We start from the raw sequence: 15,409 nt of genomic DNA, 5'->3' as shown, positions 1-15,409 counted from the left end.
CTCGTGTATGCTTTCGTTACGTCACGTTCACCATATCGCCATCATCTGCTCATCGTACGAAGTCTCCAAACGGTTTTATACAGAAATCCTCGGCTTTACCGTCGTGGGGGAGTATTACCGCGCCGAGCGCAACTCGTATAAACTCGACCTGGCGCTGAACGACACCTATACGCTGGAGTTGTTTTCGTTTCCGGATCCGCCCGCAAGGGTATCCGGCCCCGAGGCCTGCGGCCTGCGCCACCTGGCCTTTGCCGTAGCCGACATCGACGACGCCGTAGCCACACTGCAGAAGAATGGCATAACGCCCGAGCCTGTACGCATCGATGAATATACCGGCAAGCGGTTTACGTTCTTTCGCGATCCTGACAATTTACCCCTGGAGCTTTATGAGTCCTGACATGCTTCGCCTCAGCGATTACGTCGCCCGGTTCAATACGTTGTTTCCCGATCTGTCGCACCTCCTGCCGTGGCAGGTCGTCGCTGCAGCGTCGGAAATCCTGAGCGACAAGATCAAAATGCTACCCCACGACTATGCCGTGCAGGGACTGGTCGCTATTCATAAAGATGCCCGTGTAGAAGAGCATGTTATTCTCAAAGGCCCCGTCATTATCTGCGCGGGGTGTTTTATCGGCGCCCATGCCTATATACGCAACGGGGTGTACATTGGCGAGAAGACCAGCATCGGCCCGGGCTGCGAAGTGAAGTCCAGCTTTATCATGCCGGGCGCTGCGCTGGCGCACTTCAACTTTGCCGGCGACTCCATCATCGGCTCGGGTGTGAACATGGAGGCAGGCTCCATCATTGCCAACCACTACAACGAACGCACCGACAAGCTCATTGACGTCATGCTCCGGGGCCATCGCTACGCTACCGGCATTACCAAGTTCGGTGCGCTGGTGGGCGACGATACCAGGATCGGCGCCAACGCCGTACTTTCGCCGGGCACCATTCTTACACCGCGCAGCATCGTACGCCGGTTGGAACTGGTGGAACAAGTAACCTATCCGGCATAAGACATGTTTTCAAATCGCAAGATCGTCCTCGTCATTATCCTGTTGATCACGCTCAGCATTACAGCCTATGTGCTGATCGTTGTTATACCGGCACGCCTCGCCGAGAAGGCGTATGCCGGCGCGCGACAACTGGGACAAGACTTTCGCGAGGCGTTTCATTTTACACCCGAGGTGACGGTCAACAACACCGTGGTACTGCAGCAACAAATCCCCATTATGGAGCTGGCCACGCTGTCGCAAAAGTTTCAACACCGGTACGAGTGGCGCAATACGTGGATGAAGAGCACAAAAAAGATTGAGATCACCGGTACATTCGAAGCCAAGGCCGGATTTGATCTGCAGAAAAAATTCACCATCTCCATAGATGACACCGTTGCCACGGTAACCCTGCCCGCACCGCAGCTTCTATCGCTCGAGTCACAACCCGACGTCACCTTCCACGATGAAAACGGCATCTGGAACTGGGTCGATGCAGCCGACCGCTCCACGGCCATGAATGCTTATACGGCTGATGCCCGGCGGTATGCCGAACAGGCGCCCTTTGTCGCCGACGCGCAGAAGGCGTTTGAAGTCCGCATACGCGAAATCCTGAAACAACATGGCAAGCATGCCGTGATCCGTTATACATCCACCGAAACGATCGAGCGGCGCTGACATAAAAAAAGCCACTCCGTAGAGTGGCTTACATCCCGTCTGGTTATTACAGGACAGTTTAAACAACCTTTTTCCGGATCAGCTTCGCATACGTGCGGCTTACCGGGAAGCTTTTGCCGTTCTGCATCTTTACCACCATGCCGCCATTGAAATGCTTTTCGATTTCTTTCAGGCTGTTGATGTTGATGATGGTACTGCGGTGCACTCGGATGAAGATCTCCGGGTTCAGAATTTCTTCCAGCTTACCAATACCCGACGAGCTTACGAATTGATCGTTTTTTGTCGTGAGGATGGTATAATCGCCGGAGGCTTCGAGGTATACAATTTCGTCTACCGGCAGGTTGAGCAGCTTCTCAGACTTTTGTACGAAAATGTGTGAGTCGTACGAAGTCTTGTTTTCCGTCTTCATGTTGCGCAGTAGCTCGCCCACGTTGTTTTGCTCCATCTTCATACGAGCAATGGCGCGCTCAACGCCCTGCTTGAACCGTTCCTGGTCCAGCGGCTTGAGAATATAGTCTACGGCGTTTTTCTCAAAGGCCTTGATGGCATACTGGTCGTAGGCCGTACAGAATATAACATAGGGGTCGTGGGTGATCTCGTCTAGCACGTCAAAGCCGGTCATGCCGGGCATCTGTACGTCGAGAAAAACCAGGTCGGGTTTTTCTTTGTCGATCAACTCAACGGCATCCTTCCCTTTGGAGGCCTCCCCGATGATCTGGATGTTCGGGATCTGCTGTATATATTCCTGGAGCAGGTCACGGGCCAGTTTTTCATCGTCTACGATAACACAGGTTATATTCATGAAACTACAATTTAGTTATGGTGAGGTTGATATATTCTGTTTTCATAGAGGGTCTACATAGCTTTACTGTTGAGCGCTTCAACGGCGGGCTCCTCAAACGGTATGAAGAAGCTGACAGAATACCCCCATTCATTGGAGTGTATCCGCAAGCCCGAACCGGGGCCAAAGATACTTTTTAGACGCTCATCCGTGTTCTTCATCCCTACCCCGCTTGAGCTGCCGTCCATTACTTTCTTGGCATTTGAGCCAAGACCGTCGTCTTTGACCTCAAAAAATATCATGTTGTTAAAACGCTTCACGGTTAAAATAATCGTGCCGCCATCGTCCTTCGGTGCGATCCCGTACTTCACCGAATTCTCCACCAGCGGCTGCAGGATCATCGGCGGGATCTCCACACTCAGACACGAGAAGTCTACCTGCTTCACAAACTTGAGGCGGTCGCCGAAACGCACCTGCTGGATGCGGATATAGTTATCGATAAAATCGAGCTCGTGAATGAGTTTTACCATCTGGTCGCCATGCGAATCAAGCGCATAGCGGAAGATGTCCGACAGCTGCGTGATTACCTTACGGGCCTGCTCCTTGCTGGAACCGATCAACGTATTGATGGAGTTGAGCGTATTGAACAGAAAGTGCGGGTTGATCTGCGACTTCAGCAGCGAAATCTGCATTTCGCGGTTCTTTAGGGCCAGCTCGCTCTTCTCTTGCTCCTGGTGCTGCACGCCCTGGAAGTAGCGAATGACGTAGTACACGCCGATGGTAATAATATACTGGTCGTGGAAGTGCAGCCCTTCCCATTTTAAAAGTCCTACAATGTGGGCTTTCCAGAAATCCCAGCCGATATAACCCTCGACATAGTCCTCCAGGTAATAGGACAACGTACCCATGACCAGGAAGTGGAGCATGGCCCCGGCCGTATGACAGGCAATCTGCACGTAGACATTAAACCGGAACAGCCAATTGGTATAAAAAAAGATGGCGATAATGAGAATACATAACGCTTCGAACTGCTGTAAAGCATTCCAGAAGATATAGGTATTGGGATTTTCGAGTTTCCATTCGATAAACGTGCCTACAGCATAATTGGCGGCATACCAGAAGCAGAGCAGCAGGTAGGCCCTTTTCCAAATCCGAGGTATTTCTTCTAATGACTTCAAGCCCGGAAAATTCATGATTAAAAGTAAGCAATGAAACGCAAATACGATTAGGCTGGATTATTAGCGTTAAATCTGCAAAATGAGGGATTATCCTACAAAGTATTTGAAAGAAGGGGTTTAATGGTCAACTTGACCGCTTATTGCTACTCTTTGCATGCGGTTTATCCTGATTTTTGGCCTCTTCTGCATCGTTTTACCGGGTTGGACGCAGAAAATAGCCTTAACCGGCCAGGTTTCCGATACCGACACCGGTGAACCCCTGCCCTATGCATCTATGGCGATCAAAGGCAAGCCCGTGGGCACCATTGCCAACCTGCAAGGCGAATTTGACTTCTATTTTGAGGCTGCCTATCGCAATGACATCCTGGTCATTAGTATGCTGGGCTACCTCAACTATGAAGCACCCATCTGGTCACTCCTGGCCGAACAGCCCCTTCAGATCCGGCTCACCAAGTCGATCACCATGCTCGAAGAAGTGGTCGTCACCGACTCGCTGGATCAAGGCGGCGAAATCTTTCGTATAGCCCTGTCGCGCATCGACCAGAATTACCCCATGCAGCCGTTCCTGATGGACGGCTTTTACCGCGACGTAAAAAAGGTCGCCGGCACCAGCATCGCCCTGCTGGAAGCAGCCGTCAAAATATACGACGACAACTATGCCGAGCCCCGTAACCGGAACAAATTGCGCGAACGTGTAAAGCTGGTAGAAGTACGCAAGAGCATTGGCTACGACAACAAATTTACCTCCTACTTTGGGCAGACCAACCTCCTCGAGGATTTACTACTGCACAACAACATCCGTTACCGCCAGATCGAAGCCGACGAAGAGTTCTTTGCCAGCATGACCCGCGAGCCCGACTCGCATTATAATGGACACGACATCTTCGTCGTCAGCACCACCGACCAGTTCTTCCTGAAAGTATATATCGACAAAACCGATTATTCCATTGTGCACCTGGAATTCGAAATGGAGACTGCCGGCGACAACCTGGCCATCCGGAAGGGTATGGCCAGCAAATACCTTAAGTATAACAAAGCCATCGACTTCCGCCGCTACCAGGGCAAGATGTACTTAAACTACATCACGGTCACCTCGCACGAACGCTGGCACGACGAGCACACCGGCGCGCTGAAGTTTGAAACAGAGTTGATCCAGCACCTGGTGATCAACGAGATTCACGCCAATGCCAAAAGCCGTATTGGTCCTACCGAAAAGATGCGCAGCTATGGGCTGCAGTACCAGGATTATCCTTATAACAAAGAGTTTTGGGCGAGCTATAACGTGCTGAAGGAAACAACGCTGGACGCAAAAATCCGGAAAGACCTGGAGAAGGTTGCGCCGTTGGAGCAGCAGTTCGCAGATGAATAACATTCCAGGATAAACCCGGATAAACAGACCGGCGCCTTCCATGTGCGCGGTGTCTTTATTACTATAATTTCCCGATCGCGGAATTAGCCTTTAGTTATTTTCGGGAGTTTCACTACTTTTAGCATTCTATCAGAAATCTTCCTTCCGCGGTACGCGTCAGCCTGTCTTGTTTACAACGCGCTGATACGTCATTGTCGTTTCAATTCATTGCGCATGGCTAAAAGCAAAAGGAGTCTGCAACCCGCGTTGTCAGACAAACAACTAAAGAAATCCCCCACTGGCATAACCGGCTTGGACGAAATCACCCATGGTGGATTGCCCCAGGGGCGGCCGACACTTATTTGTGGCGGGCCCGGCGCTGGCAAAACCTTGTTGGGTATCGAGTTCGTCGTGAACGGTGCGCTGAGGTTCAAAGAACCCGGTGTGATCATAGCTTTCGAGGAAAAGAGCGACGAGCTTGCTACCAACGTAGCTTCGCTCGGGTTTGACCTCAGCAAGCTGCAACGGGATAAAAAGATCAAGATCGACTACGTACACGTCGATAAAGCTGAGATCGAGGAAACAGGCGAATATGATCTTTCGGGCTTGTTCATCCGCCTGGACCATGCAATTACAAGCATTGGCGCCAAACGTGTCGTGCTGGATACGATCGAGAATTTATTTGCCGGCCTGTCGAACGAAGGCATCCTGCGCTCGGAAATACGGCGGTTGTTTCAATGGCTGAAAGACAAAGGTGTTACCACGATCATTACCGGCGAACGCGGCGTCAATACCCTGACACGGCAGGGACTGGAGGAATATGTTTCCGACTGTGTGATCTTGTTGGAGCACCGCGTGCAGAACCAGGTGTCAACCCGTCTGCTACGGGTCATAAAATATCGTGGCACGGTGCACGGCACCAATGAATATCCGTTCCTGATCGATAAAGATGGCATTTCGGTGTTGCCAATCACTTCGCTGGAGCTCAAATATCCAGTGTCACGGGAAAAAATCTCTTCGGGAGTACCGTCACTCGACCAGATGCTGGACGAAGGCAAGGGTTTTTTCCGCGGATCCAGTGTGCTGATCTCGGGTACGGCCGGTACCGGCAAGACTAGTATTGCAGCATCGTTTGCCAATGCCGCGTGCCTGCGCAAAGAGCGGTGCCTGTTCTTCGCCTTCGAGGAATCGCCCCAGCAGATTGTGCGTAACATGAGCTCCATCGGTATGAATTTGGAGACACATATCAAAAGTGGTCTGTTAGAATTCCATTCGTCACGCCCTACGGTACACGGGTTGGAAATGCACCTGGTGGAAATCCATAAGAAGATACAACAGTTCAATCCGCGCGTTATTATACTCGACCCCATTACCAACCTGGTCACCATCGGAACGGTGAGTGAGGTCAAATCGATGTTGATCCGCCTGATCGACTTTCTGCAGAACAGGCAGATATCGGTATTGTTCACCGCGCTGAACTATAACAATGTGATAACGGAACAAACCGACGAAGGTGTGTCGTCACTGGTAGATACCTGGATTACGGTACGGGATCTCGAGTCGAACGGCGAGCGCAACCGCGGCCTGTATATCATGAAATCCCGTGGCATGAAGCACTCCAACCAGGTGCGCGAGTTCGTGATCACAAGCGAAGGCCTGGAGCTAGTGGATGTTTACCTGGGCCCGGGCGGTATATTGATCGGCTCTGCGCGCGAGGCGCAGGAGCTGGAAGAAGTAACGGGCCTGGCACTGAAAACACATGGCCTCAGCCGGCGCGACCGCGAGATCGAGCGCAAAAAGACTGTGTTGGAAGCCAAGATCGCCAGCCTCCAGGAAGAATTCGAGTCCGTGAAAGATGAGCTATACCGTGCACAGCAGGAAGAACAGCTGCGGCAGGAAATCCGCGACAAGAACCGGATAGAGCTGCTCAAAAAGCGGTATCTAAACGAAAATCCATCGAAAACCGAAAAAGGTAAAGGTAAAAGCCATGGCAAAAGCAAGTAAGAAATACGAGCTTCGGCTATACATTGCCGGCAATACCCCGCGTTCGGTTGCTGCGCTGAATAACCTCAAACGGTATTGTGAGGAGCATCTCAAGGGAATTTATGAGATCGAAGTGATCGACCTGCTGGTGAACCCAACGCTGGCCGAGGGCGATCAGATCCTGGCCATTCCCACGCTGGTAAAAAAAGTACCGGAACCCGTACGCAAGATCATTGGCGACCTTTCCGACGAAGAGAAGGTACTGGTAGGACTTGACATACGTCCCGCCCGCTAGTCATACGTTAACGCACGAACGCGCCTATGGGAAAACATCCACATTCTGCTGATGACTACATTCTGAAATTATACGTTTCAGGAGCGTCGCCCAATTCCCTGCGTGCGATCGATAACCTCCAACATATACTGGAAACGCACCTCGCCGGCAAGTATCAGCTCACGATCATCGATGTGCGTCAGGATGCAGCCGTGGCGGAGCAGCAACAGATCATCGCGCTCCCCATGCTGATCAAAGCCAGTCCCCTGCCGGAGCGCAGACTCATCGGAGACATGTCTGACCTGCGTAAAGTTCTAAACGGCTTAGGCATTAACGGTTAAGATCATGGAATCAAAATCCTCCGTAGATACACTGCAGGCCGAAATCGATGCACTGAAGCAACAACTGGAAGAAGCCAACGACACGCTCGACGCAATTCGCACCGGTCAGATCGATGCACTGGTCGTGAAGGGCGACGATGGACATGCACTGTATACACTGCGATCGGCAGATCACACGTACCGGATCTTTGTCGAGGAAATGACCGAAGGCGCAGTGACGCTCAATGCCGCCGGGATCATTCTGTTTAGCAACGCGCAGTTTGCCGCCATGGTACGGCAACCATTGTCGAAGGTGCTGGGCTGCCCCTTTATACACTTTGTTGCCGCGGCCGACCGGCCATTATTTGAGCATGCGCTATCGGCGGCCTGGAAGGACTCCGCCAAACGCGAAGAGGTTTTATTGTGCGACACGGATCCACTACCCGTACAACTGTCGTTGAAAGTGTTGAATTTTGACAGGGACAAAACGCTGAGCATAATCATCACCGACCTGACGCAACAGAAAAAAACAGAGGAAGAGCTGAAGTATAAAAATGAGCAGCTCGAAGCGTTAAACAATGCCTTGCTGAGCAGCAACCATGACCTGCAGCAATTTGCCTCAGTCGCTTCGCACGACCTGCAGGAGCCGCTGCGAAAGATCCAGGTATTCTCAAATTTTCTGATGGAGCGTAGCTATCACCTGTTGCCGGACTCCTCCAGGCAATACATCAACAAAATCATTTCGGCCTCAAATCGGATGAAGACGCTTATCGTCGACATCCTCACCTACTCCCGGCTGTCGGCGAACGACGCGCAGCCCGAAGCGGTAAACCTTCGGATGCTGGTGGAAGAGGTGCTGGAAGATTTTGACCTGAAGATCGTTGAACAGCATGCTGTCATCGAGGTGGGCGAGCTGCCCGTGGTCGAAGGAAACCGGGGTCAACTTCGGCAAGTGTTTTATAACCTGCTGAGCAATGCACTCAAATTTTCTACCCCCGGCAGCAACCCCTATATTTCTGTAACGGCCAAGCCTGTGAAGGCCGTAGAGCTGGGCGTTGCCTTATTGAACGAAGAAGAATATTGTCACATCAGCCTACGCGACAATGGCATCGGCTTCGATGAAAAATTTGCGTATGCCATTTTCAGCCTGTTTGAAAAGCTGCACCATAAGTCTACCTTTGAAGGGTCGGGCATCGGCCTGGCCATTGCCAAAAAGATCATCGACAAACACCACGGACTGATCATTGCCAAAAGTGCACCGGGCAAGGGATCGGAGTTTAGTATCATTTTACCGCTGAAGCAGACCAACCTGAGATGACCATCACGCGTGTAGTATTGGTGGAGGACGATCCTGACGATAAGGATATGTTCTATTCCTTTTTTTCCTCCCGCAAAGACCTGGAGCTACTGCCCGCCATGGCAAACGGCGTGGAACTGGTGGAGTACCTGCAAAACCTCCGTGCCGACGAGGCACTGCCTGACCTCATCATACTTGACCAGAACATGCCGATGATGAACGGACGGCAGACACTGGCCTTTTTAAAAGCAAATGAGCGGTTTGCCGGCATCGTCGCGGTAATTTATTCCACCTATGCCGACAGCAACCTGATCATCGAGTGCAAAAAGCTGGGTGCAGGGATGGTCGCGGTAAAGCCTATAACGGAAGAGGGATACCAGAAAATGATGGATAATTTCCTGCAGCTGGTGCGACGGTAAAGGGTCACTACTTCAACGCATACTTCGTAATCACGCCCCAGTAGGACGCCACAATCAAATCCCCACTGGGCAGCTCATGAATGCTACTGGCATCAACGAAAAGCTTCTGACGCTCGCTGTGTATATGTTTCCAGGTAACGTTGCCCATGTTGCTGATCTTGTACAGGTATATCTTCTCGTTTAGCGTAAACCAGCAGATGGCACCGCCGTCGTGTGTGGGCAACGTGTTGATCAAATAAGGCTCTATGCCTTTTGGCAACGTAAGTGTAACACCCCAGGCTTGCTGCCCCGAAGAATAAAATTTAGTGATACGTTCATGGTTGGATAGAAACCATGCTTCTTTATAACGTTGTGTTACATGCACAGCGCTGTAATTCGTGAAGCGTCCTTTGGTTTTTGAAAAATATACGCGCTTACCATTTTGGCTGGAAAATTTCATCAACACTACCTCGGTATCAGCGTTCGGAAGATTGATCACCAGCCATACGCCATCTGTACATGCTTGCAGGCTGAAGTCTACCGGGCCGTATATGTCCTGGTAGAGCGCATACCATTCTTTCAAGACATTTACATGTACCGTCCAGTATTTTTTATTGCCAGTGGCGGACCACCGCGAGAGCTCCCAGGTCCCTTGACTGGTCTGTGACTGACCAAACCGATAGATAGACTCATCTTCTACTTCATTGCTCCCGATAGCCCGTTGTCCCAATTTATCTTTGTCGAGCGACGAATAGTATTTCACCTGATGTTCCGCCAAATCGTAGTAACCTGGTATATGAGATTCTTTTGTCTCGGCCCATACCAGTGGACCCTTTGATGTCCGGTGTTTCATTCCGCTTACCATACGGCCATCGCCTTTCGACGCCACGATATGCTGCACGTTGCCGCCATCACTATTAATCTCTACGAGGTACGATTCTGTTTTAAGACGGGTATTTACAACCAACAGCGTATCATTCGGTGACGCAACGCCCACAAAGGTTGCCCAGTTGGGCCAGGTCAGCAGGGGAATTTCTTTTTCCAGTTCGAGTATCCACGCTTGTTCGTAACGACCCTCGGTTTGGCATGACGCTTCGTAAGCATAGAAAAGGCTCGCCGCAACCGTGACGAACAGCAGAAATTTTAAACGCATAACATAACTCTAAATGTCCTGTAAATACGCTGGACAGACAGAAGGTTACCGAAAAAAGCGGTGCCCTATGACTAAGAAAGGCCGCCCATTAGGCGGCCTCTCCGTTATTTCTGACGTTGATCTTATCCTATTTTAGTTGCGCCAGCGCTTCTTTGATACGCTTCAGCGCCTCCCGCAGGTCTTTTTCCGATGCTGCATACGACAGACGAATGCAGTTCGGCTCACCAAAGGCGTCGCCTGTTACCAGCGATACGTGCGCTTTCTCCAGCATATACATGCAGAAGTCATCACCGGTCTGAATGGTACGCGTGCCGTCGCTCTTGCCGTAGTAGTAGCTTACGTCGGGAAAGAAATAGAATGCACCCTCGGGGTAGTTCGCTTTGATGCCTGGAATTTCTTTCAACAGCTCATATACCACATCGCGACGGCGGCGGTATTCCTCCACCATTTTGTTGGTAGGCGTGATATCGCCGGTCACGGCTGCAAGCGCAGCGCGTTGCGCGATCGAGCAGTTAGCCGAAGTGATCTGGCCTTGTACTTTGTTACAGCCGTCGGCAATCCACTTGGGAGCGGCAATGTAGCCCACGCGCCAGCCCGTCATGGCATAACCTTTTGCAAAGCCGTTTACGGTAATGGTTTTGTCAAACATGCCGGGCAGTGATGCGATGCTCACCTGCTCGCCGGTATAGTTGATGTGCTCGTAAATTTCGTCGGCGATGACGATGATGCGCTCGTGCTTCAGCACTACTTGTGCAATAGCCTCAAGCTCCTTGCGCGAAAACACCGAACCAGTCGGGTTGCAAGGCGACGAGAAGATCACGATCCGGGTCTTGGGTGTGATGGCAGCTTCTAATTGCGCGGCGGTCACTTTAAAGTCGTTTTCGATACCGCCTTTAACGACTACCGGTGTGGCTTCGGTCAGGCGTACGAGGGCGTCGTAGCTCACCCAGTAAGGCGAGAAGATGACGGCTTCGTCCTCAGGGTTCAGCAGGGCCAGCATGGCGTTGGCAATAGACTGCTTGGCGCCGTTGGATACGACAATATGTTCGGCCTTGTAGGGCACGTTGTTTTCTTTCTGGTATTTGGCGGCCAGTGCTTCGCGCAGGTCCTGGTAGCCGGCTACCGGAGGGTATGCAAAGTACTTACCGTCATCAATCGCTTTCTTGGCAGCATCACAGATGTGCTCAGGGGTTTTGAAATCGGGTTCGCCGAGGCTCAAGCCGATAACGTCGAATCCTTTTGTCTTCAGCTCACGAGCCTTGGCAGCCATCGCCAGTGTGGCGGATTCCTGAATGGCTTCAATGCGATTGGAAAGTTTGTTCATGGTTACGCAGTTTTCAAAAAAGCGAGCAAAGAAAAGCATTAATGCCCGAACATGGAACCGCAGGCCGCAGAATTGAAAAATTCGTATTGGAGGGGGTTGGACGTTGTTTTTCGTGCAAAAATCAGCCGGTGCACCGGCTATGACCGATTAAAAATCGGAATCCTTCGCAGAGGCATGCACCGGAAAATTACTCCCGGAAGAAGTGGTCGTATACCCCCAGCACATCGGGTACTGCCGCCGTCGGCTTTATGGTCCGCCCCTCACGCATCAGGAAAAATTGGGTAGCAGGCTGATATTGGCGGTCACACTGCTTTTCGTCGTTGTCGTCCACAAAGCGCAGGTCGTACAGCGTAATGCGGTAGCGGTCACTTTTCAGATCTACTTTCAGCCTGCCCGAGAGGACCGGCGTAGACCCCACCAGCGCCCAATGGCCAAAGTTAATGCCACCATACCGGTTGCCGTCGAATGTGAGCATGTCGAATGACGCCAGCAGCGTGTTTTCCTCCAACATCACATCCGACACGCGCGAAAGGTGACTGTAAAAAGTACGAATATCTTCCAGGCGGAGCGTCGTATCAGCGACGTGCTGCCAGATCAGCTCCTGGCCGTCCAGCGTAAAGTGACCGTACGTTGTGATGGGTTGTTGCGCTGCGGCTGCAAAGCCGGCAAGCCAGAGGCAGGGTATGAGTATCCAGGGTTTCATAGGGAGAAAGTTATGTTGCCCCTAAATGTGCAAGGCCAATGCCAAAAAGTCCGGCGCGTATGGAAATTTACAAGGCGGGTTACTCCCTACTAAAGCCGTACTTAAGCCCTACTAAAGCCGTATCAAAGCCCTATGACAAGAACAACGTGGGACCCTGATGGATGGCTGCAATTTTGACAGGTAGCACAGGTACTGCTGTGCCGTAAACGGATTACAATAGACTCACTATAAGCTTACAATATGTCAACCATAGCGATGGTATAGGTATGCCATAGCGATGGTGGTAAGTATGCCCTAAGGTTGGCTAGTTGAAGAGGGTGCGGCCGGTGATGCTCCGTCCGAGGGTGATTTCATCGGCGTATTCCAGATCTCCGCCGACAGGCACCCCACGCGCAATGACGCTAATGCGCAGATCAAGGTCTTTGATCCGACGGTTGATATAAAAAGCCGTGGTATCGCCTTCCATCGTCGGGCTCAGGGCCAGGATCACTTCCCGCACCGGCTCGGAGCCCTGTCCGGGGCTCAACCGCTGCACCAGTGATTCGATTTTAAGATCCGCAGGACCAATGCCGCTTACGGGAGAAATAATGCCCCCCAGCACATGGTACAAGCCGGTGTATTGGGCGGTATTTTCAATCGCCATCACATCCTTCACGTCTTCTACGACGCAGATCATGCCGCGGTCGCGGCGGTGGCTGGCGCAAATGGAGCAGGTGTCGCCGTCGCAGATGGTGTGGCAGCGGCTGCAGAATTTAATATTGGCACGCAGGTTATTGAGGGAGTCGGTCAGGGCATAGGTTTGGATTTCCTTGCCTTTAATAAGATGCAGTACGAGGCGCAGGGCCGTTTTTTTGCCTATCCCGGGTAGTTTCGCGATTTGGTTAACAGCCTCTTCTATCAATCTCGACGGGTACTCCACGGCGCTTACGGAACAGTTTAAACAAGTTGGTCTACAGGCAGGACGGTGCTGCTTACATAATGCGGGCGTCAATGCCCTCTTCACAGATCGCCTCACGCATGGGGCGCAGAAAATCGAAGGTCCCGTGCTTCACGGTGCACTTGCCCTTATAATGAATAAGATACGTGCACTGCTCCGCCTGCTCGTTAGTATGCTTACACACACGGATCAGCGTTTGGATCACGTGCTCAAACGTATTGAAATCGTCATTGAACACGACCAGGTCCATAAGGTCGGTCGTCTCGACGGCTTCCAATACATCGGTTAACGTTTCTTCCTGGTATTCGGGGATCATGTATGACGCTGAAATTTTATTACAAAGGTAATGATTTCCCGGCGGAAGTGCGAGCAGCACTCTGCCGATTTGGTTTTAACAGGAATTTGCTGATTTTGTTCCCGAATTCACCGAAAATCTATGACCCCCACCCTGGTTGCCACCATCATGGCCGTCTATTTTGGCATGCTGATCCTGATCGCCTACCTCACGTCACGCGGAGCCGACACCAACACCTTCTTCACGGGCAACCGCCAAAGTCCGTGGTACCTGGTGGCCTTCGGCATGATCGGCTCATCCCTCTCCGGTCTTACCTTCATTTCCGTGCCGGGCAAGGTGGGTGTTTACGGATACGGCTATTTCCAGGTCATCATGGGCAACCTTGTCGGCTATTGGCTCATTCTCGGCGTACTCATGCCGCTCTACTATCGCCTCAACCTCGTTTCGATCTACACCTACCTGGAGCAACGCCTCGGCACCGCCGCGTACAAAACCGGTGCGTTCTTCTTTGTCGTATCACGCACCATCGGCTCGTCGCTACGCCTCTACCTGGCCGCCACCGTGCTACAGCTCTTCCTGTTCGACGAGTGGCAGGTGCCGTTCTACGTCACGGTAGCCATCACCATCCTGCTCATATGGGTATATACTTTCAAGGGTGGCGTAAAGACCATTGTGTGGACGGACAGCTTTCAAACACTGTTCCTCGTCTCGGCCGTATGCATCGCTGTGTGGCAAATTGCCTCCCAACTTGGCCTCTCACCCGGCAGCCTGATCGAAACGATCAGGAACAGCAACTACTCCAAAATGTTTTACCTCGACGACCCCAGTGCACCCAGCTTTTTCTTCAAAGAATTTTTGGGCGGCGTCTTCATCACCCTCACCATGACCGGCATGGACCAGGAACTGATGCAAAAAAACCTGACAGTAAAGACACTGGGCGGCGCACAGAAAAATATGTTCTGGTTCAGCCTCATGTCCGTCGCCATGAACCTGCTCTTCCTGACGTTGGGTGCCTTGCTATACCTCTACATGGCCGCCAACCCGGACATCGCGATGCCCACCTCGAGCGACCACCTCTTCCCCATGCTCGCCCTCGACAAGCTGGGTCTGGCCGTAAGCGTATTTTTCCTCTTAGGCATAACGGCATCATCATACGCCAGCGCCGACTCCGCGCTCGCGGGACTCACAACATCGTTCTGCATCGACTTTCTGAATTTCAAGAACAAAGACGAAAAACAAAAGCGCCAACAGAAGTTCATCGTACACTTAGGCTTCTCGTTATTGTTCCTACTGATCATCATCGTATTCAACGAAATCAATAAACAATCCGTAATCGACGCCGTGCTGAAGATCGCCGGCTACACCTATGGTCCCTTATTGGGATTGTTCTCCTTCGGCTTGCTCACCAAGCTACAAGTCCGCGGCAAACTAGTCCCGATAGTATGCATACTGTCACCCGCCGTAACATACGCCATAGCCACAACGTCAGAGACCTGGCTCGGCGGCTATAAATTCGGATTAGAAGTAATTCTACTGAATGGAACGCTGACTTTCCTGGGCCTGCTTCTAATCTCACAACCAAAAGAAGCTCGCATAACGGTATAAATTATTAAAGAATGTGGCGCAAGGTACTGTCATAAGGACCAAGTGTCAGGTTAAGATTTTTTACTAATCTTATCGTCTTAAAGAGGACCTCTGGTTTTCCAGGCGTTCATCTAGTGTAGCCGCTACTAAGTAGCGGCTACTTTGTT

General features: G+C 51.6%; 17 protein-coding genes. 10 read left to right on the top strand and 7 right to left on the bottom strand.

The genetic code is table 11. The features are described 5' to 3' along the window. Window positions 1-7 precede the first annotated feature (7 nt). From gloA2 to KK062_RS15920, 3 genes are read left to right on the top strand one after another with little or no spacing between them, the layout of a single operon-like run. Window positions 8-397, top strand: a complete 390-nt coding sequence (gloA2, locus tag KK062_RS15930; protein WP_254085315.1) for an SMU1112c/YaeR family gloxylase I-like metalloprotein — start codon at window positions 8-10, stop codon at window positions 395-397. Then, window positions 387-1,013: an LbetaH domain-containing protein gene (locus KK062_RS15925; RefSeq protein ID WP_254085314.1), complete on the top strand. Its 627-nt coding sequence runs from the start codon at window positions 387-389 to the stop codon at window positions 1,011-1,013. Before gloA2 ends, KK062_RS15925 begins: the two co-directional genes overlap by 11 nt. Window positions 1,014-1,016: 3 nt before the next feature. Next, window positions 1,017-1,667 carry a DUF4230 domain-containing protein gene (locus tag KK062_RS15920; protein WP_254085313.1) on the top strand — a complete coding sequence of 217 codons (651 nt, stop codon included), beginning with the start codon at window positions 1,017-1,019 and terminating at the stop codon, window positions 1,665-1,667. Between the two features lie 58 nt (window positions 1,668-1,725). Here the strand turns inward: KK062_RS15920 and KK062_RS15915 are convergent, their stop codons facing one another. Together KK062_RS15915 and KK062_RS15910 are read right to left on the bottom strand one after the other, a co-directional pair. Further along, a complete protein-coding gene (locus tag KK062_RS15915; protein ID WP_254085312.1) occupies window positions 1,726-2,469 on the bottom strand; it encodes a LytR/AlgR family response regulator transcription factor in 744 nt (247 codons plus the stop codon). Window positions 2,470-2,522: 53 nt separating this feature from the next. After that, entirely contained in the window at window positions 2,523-3,641 is a 1,119-nt protein-coding gene (locus KK062_RS15910; protein ID WP_254085311.1) for a sensor histidine kinase, read from the bottom strand. 139 nt (window positions 3,642-3,780) lie between these two features. Between KK062_RS15910 and KK062_RS15905 the strand changes: the two genes are divergently transcribed. The 6 genes from KK062_RS15905 (at window position 3,781) to KK062_RS15880 (ending at window position 9,267) form a co-directional block, all read left to right on the top strand. Beyond that, entirely contained in the window at window positions 3,781-4,995 is a 1,215-nt protein-coding gene (locus KK062_RS15905; protein ID WP_254085310.1) for a carboxypeptidase-like regulatory domain-containing protein, read from the top strand. A 213-nt stretch (window positions 4,996-5,208) separates the two neighbouring features. Further along, window positions 5,209-6,978, top strand: coding sequence for a circadian clock protein KaiC (gene kaiC, locus KK062_RS15900; RefSeq protein WP_254085309.1), 1,770 nt, complete (start codon window positions 5,209-5,211; stop codon window positions 6,976-6,978). Further along, window positions 6,962-7,252: a circadian clock protein KaiB gene (kaiB, locus tag KK062_RS15895; protein ID WP_254085308.1), complete on the top strand. Its 291-nt coding sequence runs from the start codon at window positions 6,962-6,964 to the stop codon at window positions 7,250-7,252. The genes kaiC and kaiB overlap by 17 nt, the downstream gene beginning before the upstream one ends. Window positions 7,253-7,278: 26 nt before the next feature. After that, on the top strand, window positions 7,279-7,572 hold the full coding sequence (locus tag KK062_RS15890; protein WP_254085307.1) for a circadian clock KaiB family protein: 294 nt from the start codon (window positions 7,279-7,281) through the stop codon (window positions 7,570-7,572). A gap of 4 nt (window positions 7,573-7,576) precedes the next feature. Next, window positions 7,577-8,869: a sensor histidine kinase gene (locus KK062_RS15885; RefSeq protein ID WP_254085306.1), complete on the top strand. Its 1,293-nt coding sequence runs from the start codon at window positions 7,577-7,579 to the stop codon at window positions 8,867-8,869. Further along, the gene (locus KK062_RS15880; RefSeq protein ID WP_254085305.1) at window positions 8,866-9,267 is read left to right on the top strand and encodes a response regulator; all 402 of its coding nucleotides are present in this window, start codon (window positions 8,866-8,868) and stop codon (window positions 9,265-9,267) included. Before KK062_RS15885 ends, KK062_RS15880 begins: the two co-directional genes overlap by 4 nt. 7 nt (window positions 9,268-9,274) lie before the next feature. Here the strand turns inward: KK062_RS15880 and KK062_RS15875 are convergent, their stop codons facing one another. The 5 genes from KK062_RS15875 to KK062_RS15855 form a co-directional block, all read right to left on the bottom strand. Then, entirely contained in the window at window positions 9,275-10,399 is a 1,125-nt protein-coding gene (locus tag KK062_RS15875) for a hypothetical protein (RefSeq protein WP_254085304.1), read from the bottom strand. Window positions 10,400-10,526: 127 nt separating this feature from the next. Continuing rightward, window positions 10,527-11,723: a pyridoxal phosphate-dependent aminotransferase gene (locus KK062_RS15870; RefSeq protein WP_254085303.1), complete on the bottom strand. Its 1,197-nt coding sequence runs from the start codon at window positions 11,721-11,723 to the stop codon at window positions 10,527-10,529. A gap of 187 nt (window positions 11,724-11,910) precedes the next feature. After that, window positions 11,911-12,426, bottom strand: a complete 516-nt coding sequence (locus KK062_RS15865; RefSeq protein ID WP_254085302.1) for a hypothetical protein — start codon at window positions 12,424-12,426, stop codon at window positions 11,911-11,913. A 304-nt stretch (window positions 12,427-12,730) separates the two neighbouring features. Next, window positions 12,731-13,345, bottom strand: a complete 615-nt coding sequence (gene recR, locus KK062_RS15860) for a recombination mediator RecR (RefSeq protein WP_254085301.1) — start codon at window positions 13,343-13,345, stop codon at window positions 12,731-12,733. Window positions 13,346-13,397: 52 nt separating this feature from the next. Continuing rightward, window positions 13,398-13,679, bottom strand: a complete 282-nt coding sequence (locus tag KK062_RS15855) for an ATP-dependent Clp protease adaptor ClpS (protein ID WP_254085300.1) — start codon at window positions 13,677-13,679, stop codon at window positions 13,398-13,400. 120 nt (window positions 13,680-13,799) lie between these two features. Between KK062_RS15855 and KK062_RS15850 the strand changes: the two genes are divergently transcribed. Further along, complete coding sequence (locus KK062_RS15850) at window positions 13,800-15,263, top strand: sodium:solute symporter (RefSeq protein ID WP_254085299.1); 1,464 nt, start codon at window positions 13,800-13,802, stop codon at window positions 15,261-15,263. The last annotated feature ends 146 nt before the right edge of the window (window positions 15,264-15,409 follow it).

The sequence above is a fragment of the Dawidia cretensis genome (assembly GCF_018598175.1).
Lineage (GTDB): Bacteria > Bacteroidota > Bacteroidia > Cytophagales > Cyclobacteriaceae > Ohtaekwangia > Ohtaekwangia cretensis.
Note: the sequence above shows the minus strand (reverse complement) of the source record. Positions and strands in the feature narration are given on the sequence as shown.

What these genes read in the sequence shown, in the direction of transcription:
- KK062_RS15910 (WP_254085311.1), bottom strand. Translation starts at nt 3,641, where the DNA reads ATGAATTTTCCGGGCTTGAAGTCATTAGAAGAAATACCTCGGATTTGG.
- kaiB (WP_254085308.1), top strand. Translation starts at nt 6,962, where the DNA reads ATGGCAAAAGCAAGTAAGAAATACGAGCTTCGGCTATACATTGCCGGC.
- KK062_RS15920 (WP_254085313.1), top strand. Translation starts at nt 1,017, where the DNA reads ATGTTTTCAAATCGCAAGATCGTCCTCGTCATTATCCTGTTGATCACG.
- KK062_RS15855 (WP_254085300.1), bottom strand. Translation starts at nt 13,679, where the DNA reads ATGATCCCCGAATACCAGGAAGAAACGTTAACCGATGTATTGGAAGCC.
- gloA2 (WP_254085315.1), top strand. Translation starts at nt 8, where the DNA reads ATGCTTTCGTTACGTCACGTTCACCATATCGCCATCATCTGCTCATCG.
- KK062_RS15865 (WP_254085302.1), bottom strand. Translation starts at nt 12,426, where the DNA reads ATGAAACCCTGGATACTCATACCCTGCCTCTGGCTTGCCGGCTTTGCA.
- KK062_RS15870 (WP_254085303.1), bottom strand. Translation starts at nt 11,723, where the DNA reads ATGAACAAACTTTCCAATCGCATTGAAGCCATTCAGGAATCCGCCACA.
- KK062_RS15880 (WP_254085305.1), top strand. Translation starts at nt 8,866, where the DNA reads ATGACCATCACGCGTGTAGTATTGGTGGAGGACGATCCTGACGATAAG.
- KK062_RS15915 (WP_254085312.1), bottom strand. Translation starts at nt 2,469, where the DNA reads ATGAATATAACCTGTGTTATCGTAGACGATGAAAAACTGGCCCGTGAC.
- KK062_RS15885 (WP_254085306.1), top strand. Translation starts at nt 7,577, where the DNA reads ATGGAATCAAAATCCTCCGTAGATACACTGCAGGCCGAAATCGATGCA.
- KK062_RS15850 (WP_254085299.1), top strand. Translation starts at nt 13,800, where the DNA reads ATGACCCCCACCCTGGTTGCCACCATCATGGCCGTCTATTTTGGCATG.
- KK062_RS15890 (WP_254085307.1), top strand. Translation starts at nt 7,279, where the DNA reads ATGGGAAAACATCCACATTCTGCTGATGACTACATTCTGAAATTATAC.
- kaiC (WP_254085309.1), top strand. Translation starts at nt 5,209, where the DNA reads ATGGCTAAAAGCAAAAGGAGTCTGCAACCCGCGTTGTCAGACAAACAA.
- KK062_RS15925 (WP_254085314.1), top strand. Translation starts at nt 387, where the DNA reads ATGAGTCCTGACATGCTTCGCCTCAGCGATTACGTCGCCCGGTTCAAT.
- KK062_RS15875 (WP_254085304.1), bottom strand. Translation starts at nt 10,399, where the DNA reads ATGCGTTTAAAATTTCTGCTGTTCGTCACGGTTGCGGCGAGCCTTTTC.
- KK062_RS15905 (WP_254085310.1), top strand. Translation starts at nt 3,781, where the DNA reads ATGCGGTTTATCCTGATTTTTGGCCTCTTCTGCATCGTTTTACCGGGT.